General features: G+C 57.9%; 21 protein-coding genes. 12 read left to right on the top strand and 9 right to left on the bottom strand.

Annotated features, from left to right (window positions below; genetic code table 11):
* Window positions 1-12: 12 nt before the first annotated feature.
* On the bottom strand, window positions 13-717 hold the full coding sequence (sfsA, locus tag BM347_RS14180) for a DNA/RNA nuclease SfsA (protein ID WP_093917158.1): 705 nt from the start codon (window positions 715-717) through the stop codon (window positions 13-15).
* Window positions 718-765: 48 nt separating this feature from the next.
* On the opposite strand from sfsA, the gene BM347_RS14175 reads away from it, so the two are divergent.
* From BM347_RS14175 to BM347_RS14160, 4 genes are read left to right on the top strand one after another with little or no spacing between them, the layout of a single operon-like run.
* Window positions 766-1,482, top strand: coding sequence for a competence/damage-inducible protein A (locus tag BM347_RS14175; RefSeq protein WP_093917157.1), 717 nt, complete (start codon window positions 766-768; stop codon window positions 1,480-1,482).
* A complete protein-coding gene (locus BM347_RS14170; protein WP_175498586.1) occupies window positions 1,479-2,195 on the top strand; it encodes a GNAT family N-acetyltransferase in 717 nt (238 codons plus the stop codon). The genes BM347_RS14175 and BM347_RS14170 overlap by 4 nt, the downstream gene beginning before the upstream one ends.
* A 12-nt stretch (window positions 2,196-2,207) precedes the next feature.
* Complete coding sequence (locus tag BM347_RS14165) at window positions 2,208-2,777, top strand: peroxidase-related enzyme (RefSeq protein WP_093917156.1); 570 nt, start codon at window positions 2,208-2,210, stop codon at window positions 2,775-2,777.
* Window positions 2,774-3,691 carry an OmpA family protein gene (locus BM347_RS14160; RefSeq protein WP_093917155.1) on the top strand — a complete coding sequence of 306 codons (918 nt, stop codon included), beginning with the start codon at window positions 2,774-2,776 and terminating at the stop codon, window positions 3,689-3,691. Before BM347_RS14165 ends, BM347_RS14160 begins: the two co-directional genes overlap by 4 nt.
* A gap of 89 nt (window positions 3,692-3,780) precedes the next feature.
* Here BM347_RS14160 and BM347_RS14155 read toward each other — a convergent pair whose 3' ends face one another.
* From BM347_RS14155 to BM347_RS14145, 3 genes are all read right to left on the bottom strand, one after another.
* Window positions 3,781-4,686: a LysR family transcriptional regulator gene (locus BM347_RS14155; RefSeq protein WP_093917323.1), complete on the bottom strand. Its 906-nt coding sequence runs from the start codon at window positions 4,684-4,686 to the stop codon at window positions 3,781-3,783.
* Between the two features lie 148 nt (window positions 4,687-4,834).
* Complete coding sequence (locus BM347_RS14150; protein WP_093917154.1) at window positions 4,835-5,776, bottom strand: zinc transporter ZntB; 942 nt, start codon at window positions 5,774-5,776, stop codon at window positions 4,835-4,837.
* Window positions 5,777-5,838: 62 nt separating this feature from the next.
* Window positions 5,839-7,866 carry an NADPH-dependent 2,4-dienoyl-CoA reductase gene (locus tag BM347_RS14145; RefSeq protein WP_093917153.1) on the bottom strand — a complete coding sequence of 676 codons (2,028 nt, stop codon included), beginning with the start codon at window positions 7,864-7,866 and terminating at the stop codon, window positions 5,839-5,841.
* Between the two features lie 151 nt (window positions 7,867-8,017).
* Between BM347_RS14145 and BM347_RS14140 the strand changes: the two genes are divergently transcribed.
* Both BM347_RS14140 and purU read left to right on the top strand, forming a co-directional pair.
* Complete coding sequence (locus BM347_RS14140) at window positions 8,018-8,515, top strand: RNA pyrophosphohydrolase (protein WP_093917152.1); 498 nt, start codon at window positions 8,018-8,020, stop codon at window positions 8,513-8,515.
* Window positions 8,516-8,711: 196 nt separating this feature from the next.
* Window positions 8,712-9,596 carry a formyltetrahydrofolate deformylase gene (purU, locus tag BM347_RS14135; protein ID WP_093917151.1) on the top strand — a complete coding sequence of 295 codons (885 nt, stop codon included), beginning with the start codon at window positions 8,712-8,714 and terminating at the stop codon, window positions 9,594-9,596.
* A gap of 15 nt (window positions 9,597-9,611) precedes the next feature.
* Here purU and BM347_RS14130 read toward each other — a convergent pair whose 3' ends face one another.
* From BM347_RS14130 to nth, 3 genes are read right to left on the bottom strand one after another with little or no spacing between them, the layout of a single operon-like run.
* Window positions 9,612-10,202 (bottom strand): GNAT family N-acetyltransferase, encoded by a 591-nt coding sequence (locus tag BM347_RS14130; protein WP_093917150.1) that lies wholly within the window; start codon window positions 10,200-10,202, stop codon window positions 9,612-9,614.
* A 3-nt stretch (window positions 10,203-10,205) separates the two neighbouring features.
* Complete coding sequence (locus BM347_RS14125; RefSeq protein WP_093917149.1) at window positions 10,206-11,195, bottom strand: adenosine kinase; 990 nt, start codon at window positions 11,193-11,195, stop codon at window positions 10,206-10,208.
* The gene (nth, locus tag BM347_RS14120) at window positions 11,192-11,836 is read right to left on the bottom strand and encodes an endonuclease III (RefSeq protein WP_093917148.1); all 645 of its coding nucleotides are present in this window, start codon (window positions 11,834-11,836) and stop codon (window positions 11,192-11,194) included. Before nth ends, BM347_RS14125 begins: the two co-directional genes overlap by 4 nt.
* A gap of 160 nt (window positions 11,837-11,996) precedes the next feature.
* Between nth and BM347_RS14115 the strand changes: the two genes are divergently transcribed.
* The 4 genes from BM347_RS14115 (at window position 11,997) to BM347_RS14100 (ending at window position 15,003) form a co-directional block, all read left to right on the top strand.
* Window positions 11,997-12,626, top strand: a complete 630-nt coding sequence (locus BM347_RS14115) for a Hint domain-containing protein (RefSeq protein WP_093917147.1) — start codon at window positions 11,997-11,999, stop codon at window positions 12,624-12,626.
* Between the two features lie 60 nt (window positions 12,627-12,686).
* The gene (locus BM347_RS14110) at window positions 12,687-13,562 is read left to right on the top strand and encodes a methylated-DNA--[protein]-cysteine S-methyltransferase (RefSeq protein WP_093917146.1); all 876 of its coding nucleotides are present in this window, start codon (window positions 12,687-12,689) and stop codon (window positions 13,560-13,562) included.
* Window positions 13,563-13,680: 118 nt separating this feature from the next.
* Window positions 13,681-14,349 (top strand): YiaD family glycine zipper/OmpA-like lipoprotein, encoded by a 669-nt coding sequence (locus BM347_RS14105; protein WP_093917145.1) that lies wholly within the window; start codon window positions 13,681-13,683, stop codon window positions 14,347-14,349.
* 111 nt (window positions 14,350-14,460) lie between these two features.
* Window positions 14,461-15,003: an NADPH-dependent FMN reductase gene (locus BM347_RS14100; RefSeq protein ID WP_093917144.1), complete on the top strand. Its 543-nt coding sequence runs from the start codon at window positions 14,461-14,463 to the stop codon at window positions 15,001-15,003.
* Between the two features lie 33 nt (window positions 15,004-15,036).
* Here BM347_RS14100 and BM347_RS14095 read toward each other — a convergent pair whose 3' ends face one another.
* The gene (locus BM347_RS14095) at window positions 15,037-16,068 is read right to left on the bottom strand and encodes an NAD(P)/FAD-dependent oxidoreductase (protein WP_093917143.1); all 1,032 of its coding nucleotides are present in this window, start codon (window positions 16,066-16,068) and stop codon (window positions 15,037-15,039) included.
* 61 nt (window positions 16,069-16,129) lie between these two features.
* Between BM347_RS14095 and mnmC2 the strand changes: the two genes are divergently transcribed.
* Complete coding sequence (mnmC2, locus tag BM347_RS14090) at window positions 16,130-16,801, top strand: tRNA (5-methylaminomethyl-2-thiouridine)(34)-methyltransferase MnmC2 (RefSeq protein ID WP_093917142.1); 672 nt, start codon at window positions 16,130-16,132, stop codon at window positions 16,799-16,801.
* Window positions 16,798-17,697 carry a DMT family transporter gene (locus BM347_RS14085; protein WP_093917141.1) on the top strand — a complete coding sequence of 300 codons (900 nt, stop codon included), beginning with the start codon at window positions 16,798-16,800 and terminating at the stop codon, window positions 17,695-17,697. Before mnmC2 ends, BM347_RS14085 begins: the two co-directional genes overlap by 4 nt.
* On the opposite strand, the gene BM347_RS14080 is transcribed toward BM347_RS14085, so the two are convergent.
* Complete coding sequence (locus BM347_RS14080; protein ID WP_175498585.1) at window positions 17,662-19,635, bottom strand: lytic transglycosylase domain-containing protein; 1,974 nt, start codon at window positions 19,633-19,635, stop codon at window positions 17,662-17,664. The two genes, BM347_RS14085 and BM347_RS14080, sit on opposite strands and share 36 nt — an antisense overlap.

Below are 19,635 nucleotides of genomic sequence, written 5' to 3'. Positions count from 1 at the left end.
GGCCCGTGCAGGTCAACCCTTTAGGGCCAACTCTGTGCCCAAAGTCACCTGTTGAGGGCTGATATGGGTACCGATGACCAATGTTTCCAGCCCTACGGCCCGTGCTGCGGCAAATGCGGCGGCATATGTGGGGTCAATATCATGGGCGACGGAAAAGGCGGTGCAATCGGTTCGCTGCACCAGATACAGCAAAACGGCACGATGTCCTGCCCGCGCTATCTGCGCCAGTTCGGCCAAATGTTTTGCCCCCCGTGCTGTGACGCTGTCGGGGAATTCCACCAATCCGGGGGTCCGCGACAGGGTCGCTGATTTCACCTCGACATAGGCATCGGGCAGACCGGGTTGCGTCAGCAGGAAATCGATGCGCGAGTTCTCACCGTATTTCACCTCGGGCCGAACGGTTTCATACATTGCCAAGGCAGACACATCCCCTGCCATCAACGCGGCCTTGACGGCGCGGTTGGGCAGGGCCGTATCGACGCCGGTGAAATGCCCGTTTTCGTGATCAACCAAGCGCCAGCCATAGTTCAGCTTGCGTTTGGGGTCGTCATTGGGTTCCAGCCAGATCCGCATGCCGGGGTCGGCCAGCCCCATCATTGATCCGGGGTTGGCGCAATGGGCGGTCACTTCGCGGCCATCGTCCAATGTGCAATCGGCTAGAAACCGTTTGTAGCGGCGGATCAGACGGGCGGGGACAAGTTCAGTTTGAAAGCGCATAGGGTGTGACCTATACGTCAATCACAGCCCCCTCAAGGAGACAGGCCCATGCCAAACCCCACCGCAGCCATGATTGTGATCGGCGACGAAATTTTGTCGGGGCGCACGCGCGACAGCAACATGCACCATCTGGCGGGGCAACTGACCAGCGTGGGGATCGACCTGAAAGAGGTGCGCATGATCGGCGACGAACACGGCACGATTATTGCGGCGGTCCAGGCGATGTCAAAAGTCTATGATACTGTGTTCACCAGCGGCGGTATCGGGCCGACCCATGATGACATCACCGCCGATTGCATCGCGGCGGCCTTTGATAAACATATCGACGTGCGCGACGACGCTCGTGCGATTCTGGCAGCGCATTACGCGCGATCCGGTACCGAGCTGAACGAGGCGCGGTTGCGCATGGCTCGTATCCCCGATGATGCGACGTTGATTGATAATCCGGTTTCAGCGGCACCCGGCTTTACGCTTGAGAACGTGCATGTGATGGCAGGGGTCCCGTCTGTGTTCGAGGCGATGGTCGCCACCGTCCTGCCCACCCTGACCGGCGGCGCGCCGCTGCTAAGCGCCACGCTGCGCATCGACCGTGGCGAAGGCGATATTGCGGGGCCGCTGGGGCAGATTGCCAAGGATCATCCGGCCCTGTCGATTGGATCATACCCGTTTCAGAAAGATGGCAAATACGGTGCGCATATTGTGATCCGGGGGAGCAATCAGGCCGACATCGACGCGGCTGTGAAAAAACTGGAGGCGGCGTTTTGACCACGCTGACGATCCCACAACTGTATGAAGTGATTGATCAAACCTGGCCCGCAGCGCGGCGTTGGACAGAGAACGGCTGGACCCTGCGGGACGGGCAAGGTGGGGGCAAACGTGCCTCCGCCGCGACGCTGGCCACCCCGGGCGCGGATATCGGTGTTGCCGAGACCGCCATGCGCGCGATGCACCAAACGCCGCTTTTTATGATCCGGCAGGGCGATGATGCGCTGGATGCTGAACTGGCCGCGCGGGGATACGAGATTATCGATCCCGTGAACATCTATATCCTGCCCGTCGAAGGGTTGACCGACGTGCCGATCCCCCCTGTCACCGCGTTCGAGATTTGGGAACCGCTGGCCATCATGCTTGAGATTTGGGCCAAGGGTGGCATTGGCCCGGCCCGTATCGACGTGATGCGGCGCGCCGCGAAAAAGACAGCGATATTGTCGCGCTGGAAGGAAAAACCCGGTGGCGTGGCCTTTGCCGCGATCCATGATGGCGTGTGCATGGTACATGCGGTCGAGGTGCTGGAACACCAGCGTGGTATGGGCGTCGGCAAATGGATGATGCGCCGCGCGGCCACGTGGGCGCAGGCCCAAGGTGCTAGCCATGTGGCGGTTCTTTGCACAAAGGCGAATGTGCCCGCGAACCGGCTTTATCAAGGGCTGGGCTTTGCCCATGTGGGCGACTATCATTATCGCCAATCCGCTGAATAAAGGAGCCACAAGATGGCCAACGACGCCCCGACCGCCCTTGACCTGCCAATGGTTGATCCGCTGCCCGAAGCGACGCAAAAATACTTTGACGTTTGCCAGCAAAAGCTCGGCATGATCCCGAATGTTTTGCAGACATATGCGTTTGATATCGACAAGCTGAACAGCTTTACCGCGATGTATAACGATCTGATGCTGGGCGCATCGAACCTGTCCAAGCTGGAACGCGAGATGATTGCGGTTGTCGTGTCGTCGGTGAACAAATGCTACTATTGCCTGACCGCGCACGGGGCTGCGGTGCGGCAATTGTCGGACAACCCGATCTTGGGCGAACAGATGGTGATGAACTGGCGTGTCGCCGATCTGGATGCGCGCCAAACCGCGATGTTGGAGTTTTCCGAAAACCTGACCGTGGCCAGCGCCAAAACCACCGAAGCCGACCGTCAGGCGCTGCGCGATGTGGGGTTCACCGACCGCGATATCTTTGACATCGCATCGGTCGCGGCGTTCTTTAACATGACCAACCGTGTGGCCAGCGCCACCAACATGAAACCAAACGAAGCCTATCACGCGCAGTTCAGATGATCCTGCGCGTCACAGCTTTTGTTTTGCTGGCCTTTGCGGCACCTGCCGCTGCGGTAGAGTTGTCATTGCCGCAATCCGCGCGCCTAACGGTTGAGCGAAATACCGGACCTGACAGCTATGTTGCACCGGTTGGCCCGTTTTTGAATGGCACGCTAGATACGGTGACCGTTGAGGGGGATGTCGCGCGCTCTGCATGGCGGCTGGAGACGTCGGGCCTGACGCCTTTACAGGTGTTGCGACCGCTGCGGTCGCAGCTGACTGCGGCGGGGTATGACATCGTGCTGGATTGCGGTGCTGTGGCCTGTGGCGGTTTTGACTTTCGGTTTGCCGTTGAAACGCTGCCGGGCCCGAACATGTACGTCAACATTCGGTCCTATCATTTCGTCACCGCCGTTCAGGGCCCGCTAACGGCACCTACGTCGATTATCACTGTGCTGGCCAGCACGGCGGCGTCTTCGGCTTATGTGCAGATCATTCAGGCGGACGCTGTAGGGACTGTTCGGGCCCCCGGCGCGCCCGCGTCAGATCCGGGGGGCAATGCCATCGCCGAGCTATTGCTAAGCCAAGGACATGCGGTATTGGGCGGGCTGGATTTCACCTCGGGCACCGCCACATTGGGCGATGCAGGCGCAGGCACCCTTGAACGGCTTGCCACTTTTCTAAAAGATCAGCCCACCGTTCGAATTGCGCTGGTCGGGCATACCGACAGCGTTGGAGCGCTTGACCCGAACATCGCCTTGTCGCGCAGCCGGGCGGCGGCTGTCCGTGACAGGTTGGTTGAAAGCTACGGCATTTCAGGCGACCAGATCGAGGCCGAAGGCATGGGCTATCTTGCCCCCGTCGCATCAAACCTTACCGCGCAGGGTCGCGAGGATAACCGCAGGGTCGAGGCAGTTTTGCTGTCGCGGGATTGACCTTCAAGAAGTGATAAACCCTCGCTTCCTAGGTGGTGAGCGAGGGTTGATATCATTTTGCTTAGGTCAGTTGCACCGCAGGGGTGTATTCACCAGTTGTTCGGGCCTTTGTCCGTAAATTCATGCGCCAGAAAATCAATGAAGGCACGAACCTTGGGCTGGGTGAAACGACCGGGCGGGTAGACGGCATAGATGCCTTGGGTTTCCAGCGGCAGTTCAGGAATGGCATCCTCAACAAGGCCTTTTGCCATCGCGTCGGCATATAAAAAGCTGGGCAAATATGCGATGCCAAGGCCCGAAATAGCGGCGTTCAGCAGTGATTGCCCATCATTAACAGACAACCAGCCGGCGGTGCGCACCTGACGCTTTTCGCCCGATGGCGATGTCAGTTTCCACATGTTTCCACTCGATTGGTTCGAATAGTGCAACAGCTTGTGGTCGTTCAGATCATCAATCTTTTCGGGACGCCCGTATTTTTCGAAATACCCCGGTGACGCGATCATGCGTTTGGTGGTTTCAGTCAGCTTGCGCGCACGCAGGGTGCTGTCCTCCAACTCTCCGATGCGCACGGCCATATCAAACCCTTCGCTGATCAATTCAACGTAGCGGTTGTTCAGAACCATGTTCACGGTGATATCGGGAAATTCCTCAAGGAAGCCGGAAAGGGCGGGGGAAAGATAATTTACCCCGAAATCCGTCGCGACCGAAATGCGCAAAAGGCCCGAAGGGGCCGATTGCATCGAGGTGACCAACGCATCTGCTTCGCCTGCATCATTCAACACGCGGCGGGCGCGATCGTAATACGCAAGGCCAATTTCGGTGGGGCTGACCCGGCGTGTGGTGCGGTTCAACAGGCGGGCACCAAGGCGTGCCTCGAGCGAGGATACATGTTTGGATACGGCTGACTTTGAGATGCCCATCTTCTTGGCCGCATCAGTAAAACCACCCTGATCGACGACTGTCGCGAATGCTTCCATTTCTGTCAGGCGGTCCATTGCCGTCCCCTTTTCCATCATCTGTGTCGGCAGAGATATGCGGGCCAAATCAGGCAAGATCACGGCAGCCATGGGTCAGTAGCAAGGTTATTACGTGAATCGTTTGCGTCTGGGAAACAATGGAAAACCGCGCCTATTCGCAGGGGTTTTAGATCCAGCGCAGCTTTCTGAGCAGGGCGAACATCAAGACGGCAAGAGCCCCCATGCCGAGACAAAGCAAGGTAAAGGCCCAGGGATGGCCGGTACCGGGCATTCCACCAACATTCACCCCAAACAGGCCGGTAATGAACCCCAGAGGCAGGAAAAGTGCGGCCGCCACAGAGAGAACATAGCCGTGGCGCGCTTGGCGTTGGGCGACGTAAACGTCATGCTCTTCCTGCACCGACACAAGGCGGTCGCGCAGTTCGTCCAATTCCTCAACCGAGATCATCGCGCTGTTTGCTTGTTCGTGCAGCTCAAGCTGGCTTTCCTGCGGGATCAGGGGGATGTCGAGGGCTGCAAGTTTGCTTAGTGCCGCGCGTTGCGGGCCAAGATAGCGCCGCAGCCGGATCACGCTGCGCCGGATTTCGGGCAACTCGCGCGGCATCTTGGTTGTCGTGTCTTCCAGGTCGACTTCGAAAAAGTCGGTCTGTTCATAGATGCCCGCGACATGTTCCTGAACCCTCGCAGTAAGCCGCGCCACCAGCCCCTCAAGAAACTCGGCCGGGCTGGGGGGCGCGTTTTGCACTTCGGCCAATTGGCGAAGTGTATCAAGTGCGAATACGCGCGTGCGGCGGACGGTGATCAACAGATCGGATTCCACGAACATGCGCACCGATACCATTTCATCGGCATCCTGCCCTTCGTTCATATTAATCCCGCGCAGGTTCAGGATCAGCCCGCCATTGAACTGATCACAGCGGGGGCGTGTTTGTTTCTGCACCAGTGATCCGGCGGGGATGTCATGCAAATGTTCACGCGCCCAAGGTTCAAGCATTTCGTCGGACAGATCAAAATGCCACCATCGATATGCCCCCGGACCCGTTAGATTGGTGTCGGTCGGGACCGTCGTGGTGCCATCGGGGTAAATGTCAAAAACGCAAATGGGCATGGATCCGCTTTCTATCTGCTTTTGAAAGCAAAGTTTCGCATCCTATCGGCCCAAGGGCAATATCACAGTGCCGCGGCGAGCCTTGTCCCTTGATTGATCGCACGTTTCGCGTCCAACTCTGCCGCGACATCGGCACCGCCGATAACGTGGCAAGGGATGCCTTTCGCCTCAAGCGCGTCTGCAAGGGACCGATCCGATAGCTGACCCGCACAGAGCACGATGGTATCCGCTTCGATCAGCTGAGGCTTCTCGCGTGTCTCGCCAAAGCTGATGTGCAGCCCGTCTGCATCGATCTTTTCGTAATTCACGCCGCCAATCATCTGGACGTTTTTCATGGTTAGGGACGCGCGGTGAATCCAACCGGTGGTCTTGCCCAAACCCTTGCCGACTTTGGTGGCCTTGCGCTGCAACATCGTCACCTCGCGCGCAGGCGCATGGGGTTGCGGCCCTTCGGGGGCCAGACCGCTGCGATGGGCGGCAGGATCGGTGACGCCCCATTCCTTCATCCATTCGGGCAGGTTGGTGGTGGTGCTGTCGCCATCGTGGACCAGATATTCGGATACATCAAAACCGATGCCGCCCGCCCCGATGACCGCAACCTTTTGGCCCGCCGTTACCTTGCCGTTCAGGATGTCGATATAGCTGACAACATTGCCGGTGTTTTGCCCCGGTATCTGAGGGTCACGAGGGATGACGCCGGTTGCGATAATCACCTCGTCGAAGTCATCCAGATCATTGGCGGAAACTTCGGTGTTCAAGTTGACGCTCACGCCACGTTCTTTGACCATGGCGCGATACCAATCGACCAGGCCCCAGAATTCCTCTTTGCCCGCGACTTGCTTGGCAAGGTTCAATTGTCCGCCAATCTCGGGCGCACGGTCAAAGACGGTCACCTTGTGGCCACGTTCAGCCGCTGTGATGGCCGCCGACAGACCGGCAGGGCCAGCACCGACAACCGCGATTGTTTTGGCATCAGTCGTCGGCTCTACCTTCAACTCAGTCTCGTAACAGGCGCGCGGGTTCACCAAACAGGTTGAGATTTTGCCACCAAATGTGTGATCCAGACACGCCTGATTACATGCAATGCAGGGCGCGATCTGATCCGCTTTGCCCGCAGCGGCCTTGGCTACGAAATCCGCATCCGCCAGCATGGGCCGTGCCATCGACACCATGTCGGCGCAGCCATCGGCCAGCACCTGTTCGGCAACTTGGGGTGTGTTGATCCGGTTGGATGTGATCAGCGGAATATTCACCTGACCCATCAATTTCTGTGTCACCCAAGCAAAGGCCGCGCGGGGCACAGACGTGGCAATCGTTGGAATACGTGCCTCGTGCCAACCGATGCCGGTGTTGATGATTGTAGCACCTGCGGCTTCGACCGCCTTGGCCAGTTGCACAACTTCTTCGAATGTTGATCCATTGGGGATCAGGTCGATCATCGACAAGCGGTAAATCAGGATGAAATCGGGGCCGACAGCCTCGCGCACGCGGCGCACAACTTCGACCGGCAACCGCATGCGGTTCTCATAAGACCCGCCCCATTCATCGTTGCGCTTGTTGGTGTGGGTGACCAAAAACTGGTTCAGGAAATACCCTTCCGATCCCATGACCTCGACCCCGTCATAGCCTGCCTGCTTGGCACGCAGGGCGCAGGCGGCGATGTCACTGATCTGTTTTTCGATACCTTCCGCGTCCAGTTCCTTGGGGGCAAACATCGAAATGGGGGATTTGATCGCAGACGGGGCCACACAATCGGGGCTGAACGCATAGCGGCCTGCATGCAGAATCTGCATCACGATCTTGCCACCTGCCTCGTGCACACGTTGGGTGACGATGCTGTGGTGATCGACATCCTTTTGCGAGGTCATCATCGCCGCACCATGGGCGACCGATCCTTCGGGGTTCGGCCCAATGCCGCCAGTGACCATCAAGCCGACATCGCCCCGCGCGCGGGTCGCGTAAAATTCGGCAACGCGATTCCAGTTCTGCGTTTCCTCAAGTCCGGTGTGCATCGATCCCATCAACACGCGATTTTTCAATGTGGTAAAGCCCAGATCAAGCGGGGCCAGCAGGTGTGGATAGTCGGACATGGGACGAACCTTTCGGGTGGATGGGGACGTTACGGCTGACTTCATCTTAAGCGTGGGCATCTGTCACGCACAACGCTGCGTAAGCCAATATACATGGGCGCGGCTTTTGTGATAGGCCCGCGCTGAACCGATACAATTCAAAGGCCTCGCCATGACACCCGAAGAGATTGCCAAGTTGCCCTATCGCCCCTGTGTCGGCGTGATGCTGATCAATGCCGATGGCCATGTGTTTGTCGGGCAGCGCAGGGATCGCGACCAAGATGCGTGGCAGATGCCCCAAGGCGGCGTAGACAAGGGCGAAGAGGCCAAGGCCGCCGCCCTGCGTGAGCTTGAGGAAGAGACCGGCGTGCGCCCGACATCTGTGTCTGTCGTGGCCGAAACTGAAAACTGGCTACCCTATGATTTGCCGCGTGATCTGGTGCCCAACATCTGGAAGGGCCGCTATCGCGGTCAGGAACAAAAATGGTTTTTGTTGCGGTTCCACGGTGAGGATTCGGAGGTCAATTTGGAAACCGATCATCAAGAGTTTTCGGAGTGGCGCTGGCTGCCGGTTGACGATCTGGTCGGCAATATCGTGCCGTTTAAACGCGAGGTGTATCAGGCCGTCGTCGCGGCGTTCCGTCCACATATTACGCCCGCCGATATCTGATCGGTTTTCATACTGCTTATTTCGTAGCAAATACCGCCCATTGTGCATGATCGGAAACCACCGCGTCGCTTAAGGACACGCGTGACGCTGCTTTGATGCGGCATTTGCGTATGGGTCTATTGACGGCGCAAATGGCTTGGGAAACACAGGCCTGTCGAAGCCATGTGCCGCTTCCTTTCTGACTGGACCTGAACTCATGAAAAACTTTGCCCTGACCGTCGCATGTCCTTCGACCCGTGGTGTCGTCGCCGCGATTGCGAATTACCTTGCCGATAACGCCTGTAACATCACCGACAGCGCCCAGTTCGACGATAAGGAAACCGGCAATTTCTTTATGCGGGTCAGCTTTGAAAGTGATGATGCCGTCGATCTGGACCGCTTGGCGGATGGGTTCGCGGCCACGGCCAAACCCTTCGAGATGACCTATGATTTCCATGACCAGACGGAAAAGATGAAAGTCGTCATCATGGTGTCGCGGTTCGGGCATTGTCTGAACGATTTGTTGTATCGGTGGCGCATTGGTGCGCTGCCCATCGATATTGTTGCAGTGGTGTCCAATCACATGGACTATCAAAAGGTCGTGGTGAATAATGACATCCCGTTCCACTGCATCAAGGTGACGCCCGAGAACAAAGTCGAGGCCGAGGCGCGGATTATGGCCGTGGTCGAGGACGCAGGTGCGGAGCTGATCGTATTGGCGCGCTACATGCAAATTCTGTCAGATGAGATGTGCCAGAAAATGTCGGGGCGGATCATCAACATTCATCACTCGTTCCTGCCCAGCTTTAAGGGTGCGAACCCCTACAAGCAGGCGTTCCAACGTGGGGTGAAACTGATCGGCGCGACGTCGCATTACGTGACCGCCGATCTGGATGAAGGCCCGATTATCGAGCAGGATATCGTGCGTGTGACCCATGCCCAATCTGCTAATGATTACGTGTCACTGGGCCGTGATGTGGAAAGCCAGGTGCTGGCCCGCGCCATTCACGCCCATATCCACCGCCGGGTGTTTTTGAATGGTAACAAGACCGTCGTTTTCCCTGCCTCGCCGGGATCTTATGCCTCTGAACGTATGGGTTAGGGCGTGCGGTCCGTGTCAGCCGATGATCGGCACATGGGCCCCATTATCTTTGTCCAACAGGTTGATAAGGCGCGGGTCATCCGCGATCTCAACCTGCCGTTTGAACGGGGTAAACCCGCTGCGGATGTAAAAGGGAACGGCCTGTGGGCTGTCTAGCGTACAGGTATGAAGATGTAGGCGCGAAATGGGCCGTTCCCAGGCCGTGCGGATGGCATGGTTCATCAGGTAGCGCCCCGCCCCTGACCCGATCATTGCCGGTGTAAGCCCGAAATATGCCAACTCGCAGGTGCCTTCTGCGGTAAACTTCAGCTCTAAAAGGGCTTCGTCTTGGCCGTCTTTGGCCAGCGTGTAAAACAACGTGTCTGGGTCAAACAGCTGCGCTTGTAATTCCGCATCGGATTTCTTGAGCCGCCCGAACCAAAGCCAGTTTTGCCCGACACGACGGAACATGTCGCGGTACCAGTCCAGCGTCGGCGTCACCTGCCGCAAGCGTACATCATCAGGCAAAGACACCTCGCGCAGTGGTGTGGGCGCGCGCATTTCAAAATGGGTCACGACCATCGCCAGTTTGCCGTCAGGCACATCATGAAATCCGTCACTTAGCATGGTTCACACCAGCCCTTGTTCTTTAAAAAGCGCCATGATGTCGGTCTGGGGGCGGGGGCCTACGTGGCTGATTACTTCGGCCGCGCAAATGTGGCCCATTCTGCCGCAGGTCTCCAGATCGCGACCCATGGACATGCCGAACAAGAAACCAGCAGCGAATTGATCGCCTGCACCTGTTGCATCCACGGGGGTAATCTTGGTCACGGGAACTTCGACGCGCTCGCCTTCGCGGATCAGCGTGACGCCATCGCCGGAACGTGTGCAAACGACCAAGCCGCATATTGCGGATGTTTTGGCCAGCGCTTCCTCCAGATCATCGGTCTCGAACAGGGATCTGATCTCGGCCTCATTGCCGATAACATAGTCCAGTTCGTCCGTGATCATGCGCAGGAAATCGTCACGGTGGCGATCAACACAAAACGGATCGGAAATCGCGATACCGGCCTTGCCGCCCGCAGCGCGGGTCAGGCGCGAGGCTTCAAGGAAGGCCTGCTTGCCCTGATCCTTGTCGAACAGATACCCTTCGAGGAACATGATCTTGGCGGATGTTGCAACGGCGTCAGGCACATCCGCAGGCCCCAGATCGGTTGAGATACCCAGATAGGTGTTCATCGACCGCTCGCCATCAGGCGATACAAAGATCATAGAACGCGAGGTTGGCAGATCACCACCCGCGACAGGGGCGTTCACGAAATCAGTGCCGCCGTCGATCATGGACTGGGCATAGAACTTACCCAGATCATCGTCATTTACACGGCCGATAAACGCCGTCGGCAGGCCAAGCGCACCGATACCAGCGATGGTATTTGCAACCGATCCGCCGGGGGTTTGCACGCGGTCCTTCATTGCGCCGTACAAATCTTCGGCGCGGTCACGCTCGATCAACTGCATGATGCCTTTTTCGATATTCATATCGCCAAGAAACGCGTCTTCGGCATGCGAGATTACATCGACAACGGCGTTGCCGATGCCAACTACTTCATATTGGGTCATTCGGTTTTGTCCTCATAGGGGCAGAGATCACGGATGATGCAGGTTCTGCACAGCGGTTTGCGCGCTTTGCAATGGTAACGACCGTGCAAAATCATCCAGTGATGGGCATGTTGCTGGAAATCAACGGGAATATTATCTTCGATGGCGCGCTCAACCGCTTCGACCGTTTTACCGGGGCAGATGCGCGTGCGGTTTCCCACGCGAAAGATATGGGTATCGACGGCTTGGGCGGGGTAATGCCACCACATGTTCAAAACGACATTGGCTGTCTTGCGCCCGACGCCGGGCAGCGATTGCAGGGCCGCGCGGCTGTTTGGCACGATGCCCTCATAGTCATCGACCAAAATCTGGCTCATTTTCATGACGTTTTTGGCTTTTTGACGGAACAGGCCAATGGATTTTATATGATCGGTCAGCCCCTCCAACCCAAGGTCCAGCATCTGTTGCGGAGTTTCAATGATCTGGAACAGGGATTTTGTGGCCTTGTTAACCCCCGCATCAGTTGCCTGGGCGCTTAGCGCCACGGCAACCAGCAAAGTGTATACATTTGTATGATCTAATTCGCCTTTCGGTTCGGCATCTGCTGCCTGAAACCGGGTGAAGATCTCTCGGATGGTATGATAATCAAGGGGTTTTGCCATGGGCGTTGGTATGGGGGGAATTTTCCATCAGGGCAAGGCCGGGCGCGTTCCCGAATGCCCGTTTACCTAATTTGCACATTACGGTCGCTAGATTGAGGCCACGGGCAGTAAGCTGGCAGTATTCAATGGGCAATCGCCCGCAGTAATAAGGGAATTGGTAATGGCTGTTGAGGCGATCTTTTCAAAGATTTCAGGTTTTGGTCCGGGCGCGATGATCATGACGCTAGACGGAGAAATGCCAGTGGAATGGTTGGAATCCGGCGATCACGTCATTACCCGTGACCGCGGTGCGCAACCGATTTTGGCGATCAAACGGTCCCGCGGCATCGGGCCGGATGGTTTGCCCTTGCCGTCCCCGGTGCATCTGCGCCCCCGCGAAAGCGTCGCACCAGAAGGGTTGGTTGAACCCCTGCGCCTGTCGCCTCATCACAACGTTTTGGTCGCATCACATCATGTCGCCCTGCACTTTGGCCATACCGAAGCGATGGCGGAAATTGGCGCGTTGTCCCGGCGGTCGACCCCGCGTTTTGAAATGGGCGCGCCTGCGCTAAGCTATCACCACATTATCACTGAGCATCACGATCTGATTATGACCTGTGGTATCTGGGCGGAAACGACGGGCAGCGACACGGCATGGATGCTGGATGTCACACCGGAACTGCGCCGCGCGAGCAAGATTTTTGATGGTGTTTCCACATCCCCGCGCACCTGTCTGAACAAGGAAGAAGCCGGGTTCCTGCGTGATTTGCTCAGCCCCGAGGAAAATCTTTTGCATCTTCTGGCTGCGTAAAGCTTCAATTGGCGCAAGTTTCGGGTCGCTTGAGCACGGGAGACCTCTTAGTTTGAGGGTATGATACAAGACCTTACCCCCCCGACTCATGCCTCTGATGATGGCTACCACTATGGTGTGATGCGCCGTGCAATTGATTTGATTGATCACGCTTCCGATCCCTTGGCGCTTGATCAGATTGCAGATCAAATGGGCATGAGCGCCCCACATTTTCAGCGCGTCTTTTCGCGCTGGGTAGGCGTGTCGCCGAAACGGTATCAGCAATACCTGATGTTGGACCATGCCAAAGACCTTTTGCGCGACCGTTTTACCACCCTTGGGGCCGCACATGAGGTGGGTCTGTCGGGATCTGGGCGGTTGCATGATCTATTCCTACGGTGGGAGGCCATGAGCCCCGGCGAATTTGCCCGTAAAGGGGTAGGACTTGAGATATCATGGGGCTGGTTCGATAGTCCTTTTGGCCCTGCATTGGTAATGGGCACGGATCGCGGCATTTGCGGACTCGCGTTCTCGGCCGAGACAGGAGAGGCCGAAGCGATGAGAGATTTGCGCAGCCGTTGGCCCGGTGCAACTTTCGTTGAGAACCCAGACCTCTTGCGTGATTGGGTCGAAACCGCCTTTGGCGCGCGGGCAGGTAGCAACGAAAAAGCCCCGATGTATCTGATCGGCGCGCCTTTCCAGATAAAAGTATGGGAGGCGTTGCTAAATATCCCGTCGGGCAATGTCACAACATATTCCGAGATTGCGCAAAAAATTGGCACGCCCAAGGCCGTCCGCGCCGTGGGCACCGCCGTGGGTCGTAACCCGATCAGTTGGCTGATCCCTTGTCACCGTGCCCTGCGGAAATCGGGCGGTTTGGGCGGCTATCACTGGGGTATCCCTGTCAAACGCGCGCTGTTGGCCTATGAATCTGCCCGCGCCGATGCTGGGGCATAGGCGGCTAGGCGCCGACAGCGGTGTCAAAATATTTTTCTTGGGAACCTGTCTTCGTGTAGGGCGTTAAAAGGTGACATGCCTCGCCCGAACGGGGCCCCAACAAAGGCAGAAAGAGACTATGACATTTTCGAAAACCACAATCGCCGTCGCCCTGATCAGTGTACTTGCCCTGAGTGCTTGTGAGCCGGGTCCAATCGGCGGTAACCCGAATGATCCAAATGCTAAGACCCGCAATGGTGCCCTGATCGGCGCAGGTGCCGGTGCCGTTATCGGTGCCTTGTCCAAAGGCGACGGCAACCGCGCAGATGGTGCTTTGGTTGGTGCGTTGGCCGGCGGCGCCATTGGTGCAGGTGTTGGCTATTCGCTGGACAAACAAGAGGCCGAACTGCGCCGCCAATTGGACAGTGACGTGATCATCACGAACACGGGCGACCGTCTGATCGTGACATTGCCCCAAGACATTTTGTTCGCGACAGACAGCACAACCGTCCAAGCCGGCATGCAGAGCGATCTGGCCGCATTGGCGCGTAACGTGAACGTTTACAGCAACTCGACGCTGCAAATTATCGGGCACACCGATAGCGACGGGGATGCGTCCTATAACCAGCAACTGTCCGAAGGGCGCGCGCGCGCTGTCGCGAACGTGCTGGTCAACAATGGCGTTCCTGGCTCGCGTATTCTGTCAATCGGTCGGGGCGAAAGCCAGCCGGTTGCAAGCAATCTGAACGCAAGCGGCAAGGCACAGAACCGCCGGGTTGAAATCGTTATTCTGCCCAACGCGTCCTGATCCTGTCTGAGATCTGAGTAACAGAGGCCTCGGTAATCGCCGGGGCCTCTTGCTTTTTCGGGGTAATGGAACACTTTACCTCACAGTGTTGTCGCCAAAAGGAGTGCTGGAATGGCCAACTTGAAACTGATCGGGTTTTCTGGATCGCTGCGCAAAGAATCGACAAATTCGATGCTTTTGGCCGAGTCCGCCCGTCTTTTTGGCCCCTGCGATTATACCGAAGCGGATATTCGGTTTCCGCTTTATGACGCTGACGACGAGGCCGCGAGTGGTGTTCCGGCCGTGGTGCAAAAAGCGGCAGATCAGATTGCAGGCGCAGATGCGATCCTGATTTCGACCGTTGAATATAACAAAGGCCCCTCGGGCGTATTGAAAAATGCGCTGGACTGGATCAGCCGAACCAAGGGCAATCCCTGGGTCGGCAAGCCGTTGGCTGTCATGTCTGCGGCGGCAGGCCGGGCGGGCGGCGAACGCGCCCAGCTGATTTTACGCAGTTTTATGGTCCCGTTTCGCCCACGCATCTTGCAGGGGCCAGAGATTCATCTGGCCAACAGCTCTAACGCGTTTGATGAGAACGGTCGCCTGACCGGCGAGATTTACGTAAAAGAGCTAACGCAACTGATGCTGGCCCTGCGGGCCGAGATCGGGCGCTAGGCTGTTGATGGGGGATCGGTTGCCGCGCCGACCCTAAAAATTGTCTGACACCCGAAAGCCGTCGGGGATCATGTCGCGCCCCTCAAGCAACAGGTCGGCCATGACCTCCGCTATCTTTGGGGCCATGCCGAAACCGATTTTAAAGCCCCCGTTTGCGATAAAATGACCCGGCCTGTCCGGCCAAGCCCCCAGCATCGGTGCGCGGCTATGGCTACGCGGGCGCAATCCGGCCCAGCGGTTGATGATCGGCGCATTTGCCAAAACTGGCACCACGGCGCGGGCGCGGGCGATGACGTCATCCAACAGCATATCGGTTTGACCAGGGTTGTCGAAATACCGTTCAGTTGTCGATCCGATGGCGACGGTGCCATCGCTATGTGGAATGACGTGCACACCATCCGCAAACAGTTGCGGCAATCCGCGTGCGTCATGGGCCAGCAAGGCGGCTTGCCCCTTTTCCCCCGCACCGATGACACGGTCGTAGGTGGCTGACATCTTGGTCAATCCGGCCACACCGGTCGCCCATAAAACATGCCCCTGATCGTCGCCTTCGGCTTTTACCGTTATGCCCTTTGCCGCCAAGGCCTGTACCAATGCATTGCAGGCTTGGCGCGGATGTATCAGCGCGCTCAGGCTGTCATAGATCAAGCAGCCCGTCGGGCTTGCGGGTTCCCAATCGGCACCCGTGGCCTGCACGACCTGCCAGACTGCGTTGTCGTGCCAGAATTCATGGGCCGCTTCCGCACGGCGCTGTGCCAGTTCTACGCCACGGTCGTTCATGATCGGCTGCAAACGGCCCTTTCGCGCATAGCCAGAAGGGGTGCCGCCTATCGCTTCGACCTCGCGCCAGAAGGTTTCGGCCATCAAAAGACTGTCCAGTTGGAACGCTTTCTTTGCGCTCCATTTCTCGGGCACATGCGGGGCGAGCGCGCCGACGATTCCGCCGCTGGCACCGGATGCGGCGCCAAACGGGTCGATGATCTGAACGGTCGCGCCACGTTTGACGCAGGCCCAGGCCACCGACAGGCCAAAAATTCCTGCGCCGCGTATCGTGATTTCGACCATTGCTAATCCTTGCCCTTTTTGCGCAGTGTTTTCAAAACTTCCGATAGCACAAGGCCGCCGCATGGAGAACCAGACAGCTGATATCGAATGGAAAGAAAGCGGCGTTCCGGTGTCGACCAAATTTGATGATCCCTATTTCAGCCTTGAGGATGGTGTCGCGGAAACCCGTCATGTGTTTTTGCAAGGTAATGACCTTCCCCACCGGTTCCGTGACGGGTTTCGCATTGGTGAATTGGGGTTCGGCACGGGGCTGAATTTGCTGGTCGTCTGGGACGTTTGGGTGCAGTCGGGCCAGCGTGGCACGCTAAGTTTCACGTCGTTCGAGGCCTACCCGATGTCACGCGAGGACATGGCACAGGCGCATCAGACCTTTCCCGATTTTGACGGCAAGCGCGATGCGTTGCTGGACGCATGGGCCCCGACGGGCGGCGAAATGTCATTTCCGGGGCTTGAAGTGAATGTGATCCTTGGCGACGCGCGCCAAACCGTGCCGCGCTGGCATGGCTTGGCCGATGCGTGGTTTCTGGACGGGTTCTCGCCTGCCAAAAACCCCGAGCTGTGGGAGCCGGAACTGCTGCGAGACATATACCGGCACACCGGCCCGTTTGGTACGGTGGCGACTTATACAGCCGCAGGTGCAGTTCGGCGGGCGTTGGAGGCGGCGGGTTTCGCCGTGCAACGCACCCAAGGTTATGGTCGTAAACGCCATATGACACAGGCGGTACGCACATGAGCCGCGCCACCAACAAAGCTGCCGCATTGGCCCAGTCAAATAACATCCCGCTTGGCATCACATTGATGGTCCTGACGACATTTGTCTTTGCAGTCCAAGACGGGCTGTCGCGGCATTTGGCGTCGGAATATAACGTGATAATGGTTGTGATGATCCGCTATTGGTTCTTTGCCGCCTTTGTAATTGCCATTGCCAAGCGGCATGCGGGCGGTCTGAGCGCTGTTGCCCGGACCAGTCAGCCGGTCTTGCAGGCCCTTCGTGGCTTGCTGCTAGCGGTCGAGATTTACGTGATGATTGTTGCCTTCACACTTCTTGGGCTGGTGGAAAGCCACGCGGTATTTACCTGCTATCCGTTGTTGGTTGCCGCGCTGTCCGGCCCTGTCTTGGGGGAAAGCGTGGGCTGGCGGCGTTGGTCTGCTATTGGCGTCGGGTTCATCGGGGTTTTGATCATTCTGCAACCGGGCGCGAATGTCTTTGATCCCGCCGCGATTATTCCGCTGATCGCGGCTGCCTTGTTCGCGGTGTATGGATTGCTGACCCGCTATGTGGGCCGCAAAGACAAAACCGCAACCAGCTTTTTCTGGACGGGGGTCACGGGATCAATCGCGATGACTGCGGCAGGCATCTGGTTTTGGGAACCGATGATCGCAACCGACTGGATTTACATGCTTTGCCTGTGCGTTACCGGGGTGACGGGGCATTGGCTGCTGATCCGCTGCTACGAGGTGGCCGAGGCCAGCGCGGTTCAACCCTTTGCCTATCTGCAACTGGTCTTTGCCAGCATCATCGGCATCAGCGTCTTTGGTGAAGATGTGCGGACGAATGTGGCCATCGGCGCGGCGCTGATCGTGGCGGCGGGCCTATTTACCTTTTGGCGTGAAAGACAGCAGCGTTGATCCGGTCAGCTCTTCGGTAAAGGGGCGCGGCAAGGGGTTTTTGCCCAGCCGCGCGCGATAGACGGGCAAGCTTTCGGTGACGCGCATAACGTAGTTCTGGGTTTCGCGGAACGGAATCATCTCGATCCAGTCGACGATATCAATGTCACCCTCGCGCGGGTCGCCATAGCTGTCCATCCAGCGCGTGGGGCGGGTTGGGCCGGCGTTATAAGCCGCAGACATCATAACGACGTTGCCGTTAAACCGTTTCGCCATCTGCGCCAGATATTCCGACCCCAGTCGTGCGTTATGGTCCGGGTCGGCGGTCAGCCGGTCCGTGGTGTGCAAATCACGGATCCCCAGATCCCGTGCCACATCATCGGCTGTACCGGGCATCAATTGCATTAATCCGCGCGCGCCCACATGGCTTTGCACAACGGGGTCAAATTCGCTTTCGCGTCGTGCAATGGCCAGCACCATTTCGGGGGCCATATTCAGATCCAGCTTGATCGCGGGGTGCAGCGGGTAATAGGGCGCGGCAATTGTGATACCACGCTGGGCAACCCGTTTGCCAATCATCACCGCAAGATGGGGCTGCTTCATATCAATCGCGGCCTGACCTAGCAGGGCGGCATCATCCTGGATCAATTGCTCTGCCAGATGGGTCCAAAACCGTTCTGCCAGGCTCAACTCTCCGGATGCTTGCAACAACATGCCCGCCTGAAACAACGGGGCGCGGGCCAATGCGGAATTGCGCCAATCCTGCGCGGGTTTTTCCCCAGCCAATGATTGGTCAAAGGGCAACCCGCCGCGTTCCGCTGCCAACAATCCATAGAACGACGACTGAAATTCCGCGCCTTGGGCATAGGCCTTGGCAGCACCTTCAGCGTCACCCATGGCCTGCAAGGCGCGACCCTGCCAATAGCCTGCCCGTCCTTTGCTGATCGGGGATTCCACGGCACCGTCATGGGCCTTGAAATGGGTCAAAGCACGCTTTGGATCGTTCAGAAACCGCAGCGCGATGTAGCCGGACAGCCATTCAAGATCGGCAAAGTTCGAACCGCCGTCGAGGAAATGCTGCGATGCCATTTGGTAGGCGCGCCTAGGATTGCCATTGCGCATGTCATCGCGTGCCAGCGCACGACGGCGGTTGGCCCATGCCTCTGGCTGACCAAGGGCGTCGGCGCTGATCGACTGGGACAGCAGCAAATCCTTGGCGCTGTCTTCGAACCCTTTGCGGATACGCCATTCAAACCGGTCTTTCTGGAGCCCCGGGTTGCCACCCATGCGGGCGGGCAGGGCATTGATCAGTCTGTTCACGTCGCTTTCGCGATTTTGCAGGGCAATGCGGGTTTCAGCCAGTGCGCGATCAGCGTCACTTACCAGATCAAACATCTGCCGCGCGCCTGCGTGATCGCCCTGCCACAACAGCTCGTCCAGACGGGCAGCGTGATGGGGGGCGAGTAAACGGGCATGGGCGGCGATGAACAAAGCCTGCGATGCAGCATCCATCGACATTGTGCGCCACGCCAACACCAACCTAGCATCAGCCTCTCCCGAACGTCCCGCGTTCTTGAGAACGGTGGCATGGCCAAGCACCCCGACCGGCGTTTGCGGGGGCCGACCCGCAAAGAACGCAAGCACGGCCGCGTCGCCATGGGCAACCACCGCATCTTCGGATTTCATGCGCAGATAGGGTTCTCCGGGCCAGTCGGGACGACGGTTCAGGAATGCCATGACATCTTCGTAAGTGCCCAGTCCGGCACGCAAGCGGTGCCATTCAACGACATCTTGCGCCACCGCGCCATCGCGCCTTGCGATGCGTTTTGCGTTGTCCCAATTGCCTGCCCGCACAGCATCCATCGCCCACCCTAGCGGTCGGGGACGTTCAGCCAGCGCAGGCATAGCAAGGGCGAATAGCAGTATCAGCGTCAGCGCGGCGCGTGTCATCTCTTGCAT

Source organism: Sulfitobacter marinus, from assembly GCF_900116285.1.
Lineage (GTDB): Bacteria > Pseudomonadota > Alphaproteobacteria > Rhodobacterales > Rhodobacteraceae > Sulfitobacter > Sulfitobacter marinus.
The sequence above is the reverse complement of the archived record's forward strand: the minus strand, read 5'-3'. Positions and strand labels throughout refer to the sequence as shown.

What these genes read in the sequence shown, in the direction of transcription:
- mnmC2 (WP_093917142.1), top strand. Translation starts at nt 16,130, where the DNA reads ATGGAGAACCAGACAGCTGATATCGAATGGAAAGAAAGCGGCGTTCCG.
- sfsA (WP_093917158.1), bottom strand. Translation starts at nt 717, where the DNA reads ATGCGCTTTCAAACTGAACTTGTCCCCGCCCGTCTGATCCGCCGCTAC.
- purU (WP_093917151.1), top strand. Translation starts at nt 8,712, where the DNA reads ATGAAAAACTTTGCCCTGACCGTCGCATGTCCTTCGACCCGTGGTGTC.
- BM347_RS14080 (WP_175498585.1), bottom strand. Translation starts at nt 19,635, where the DNA reads ATGCAAGAGATGACACGCGCCGCGCTGACGCTGATACTGCTATTCGCC.
- BM347_RS14125 (WP_093917149.1), bottom strand. Translation starts at nt 11,195, where the DNA reads ATGACCCAATATGAAGTAGTTGGCATCGGCAACGCCGTTGTCGATGTA.
- BM347_RS14100 (WP_093917144.1), top strand. Translation starts at nt 14,461, where the DNA reads ATGGCCAACTTGAAACTGATCGGGTTTTCTGGATCGCTGCGCAAAGAA.
- BM347_RS14165 (WP_093917156.1), top strand. Translation starts at nt 2,208, where the DNA reads ATGGCCAACGACGCCCCGACCGCCCTTGACCTGCCAATGGTTGATCCG.
- BM347_RS14150 (WP_093917154.1), bottom strand. Translation starts at nt 5,776, where the DNA reads ATGCCCATTTGCGTTTTTGACATTTACCCCGATGGCACCACGACGGTC.
- BM347_RS14155 (WP_093917323.1), bottom strand. Translation starts at nt 4,686, where the DNA reads ATGGACCGCCTGACAGAAATGGAAGCATTCGCGACAGTCGTCGATCAG.
- BM347_RS14130 (WP_093917150.1), bottom strand. Translation starts at nt 10,202, where the DNA reads ATGCTAAGTGACGGATTTCATGATGTGCCTGACGGCAAACTGGCGATG.
- BM347_RS14175 (WP_093917157.1), top strand. Translation starts at nt 766, where the DNA reads ATGCCAAACCCCACCGCAGCCATGATTGTGATCGGCGACGAAATTTTG.
- BM347_RS14145 (WP_093917153.1), bottom strand. Translation starts at nt 7,866, where the DNA reads ATGTCCGACTATCCACACCTGCTGGCCCCGCTTGATCTGGGCTTTACC.
- BM347_RS14115 (WP_093917147.1), top strand. Translation starts at nt 11,997, where the DNA reads ATGGCTGTTGAGGCGATCTTTTCAAAGATTTCAGGTTTTGGTCCGGGC.
- BM347_RS14110 (WP_093917146.1), top strand. Translation starts at nt 12,687, where the DNA reads ATGATACAAGACCTTACCCCCCCGACTCATGCCTCTGATGATGGCTAC.
- BM347_RS14140 (WP_093917152.1), top strand. Translation starts at nt 8,018, where the DNA reads ATGACACCCGAAGAGATTGCCAAGTTGCCCTATCGCCCCTGTGTCGGC.
- BM347_RS14105 (WP_093917145.1), top strand. Translation starts at nt 13,681, where the DNA reads ATGACATTTTCGAAAACCACAATCGCCGTCGCCCTGATCAGTGTACTT.
- nth (WP_093917148.1), bottom strand. Translation starts at nt 11,836, where the DNA reads ATGGCAAAACCCCTTGATTATCATACCATCCGAGAGATCTTCACCCGG.
- BM347_RS14160 (WP_093917155.1), top strand. Translation starts at nt 2,774, where the DNA reads ATGATCCTGCGCGTCACAGCTTTTGTTTTGCTGGCCTTTGCGGCACCT.
- BM347_RS14095 (WP_093917143.1), bottom strand. Translation starts at nt 16,068, where the DNA reads ATGGTCGAAATCACGATACGCGGCGCAGGAATTTTTGGCCTGTCGGTG.
- BM347_RS14085 (WP_093917141.1), top strand. Translation starts at nt 16,798, where the DNA reads ATGAGCCGCGCCACCAACAAAGCTGCCGCATTGGCCCAGTCAAATAAC.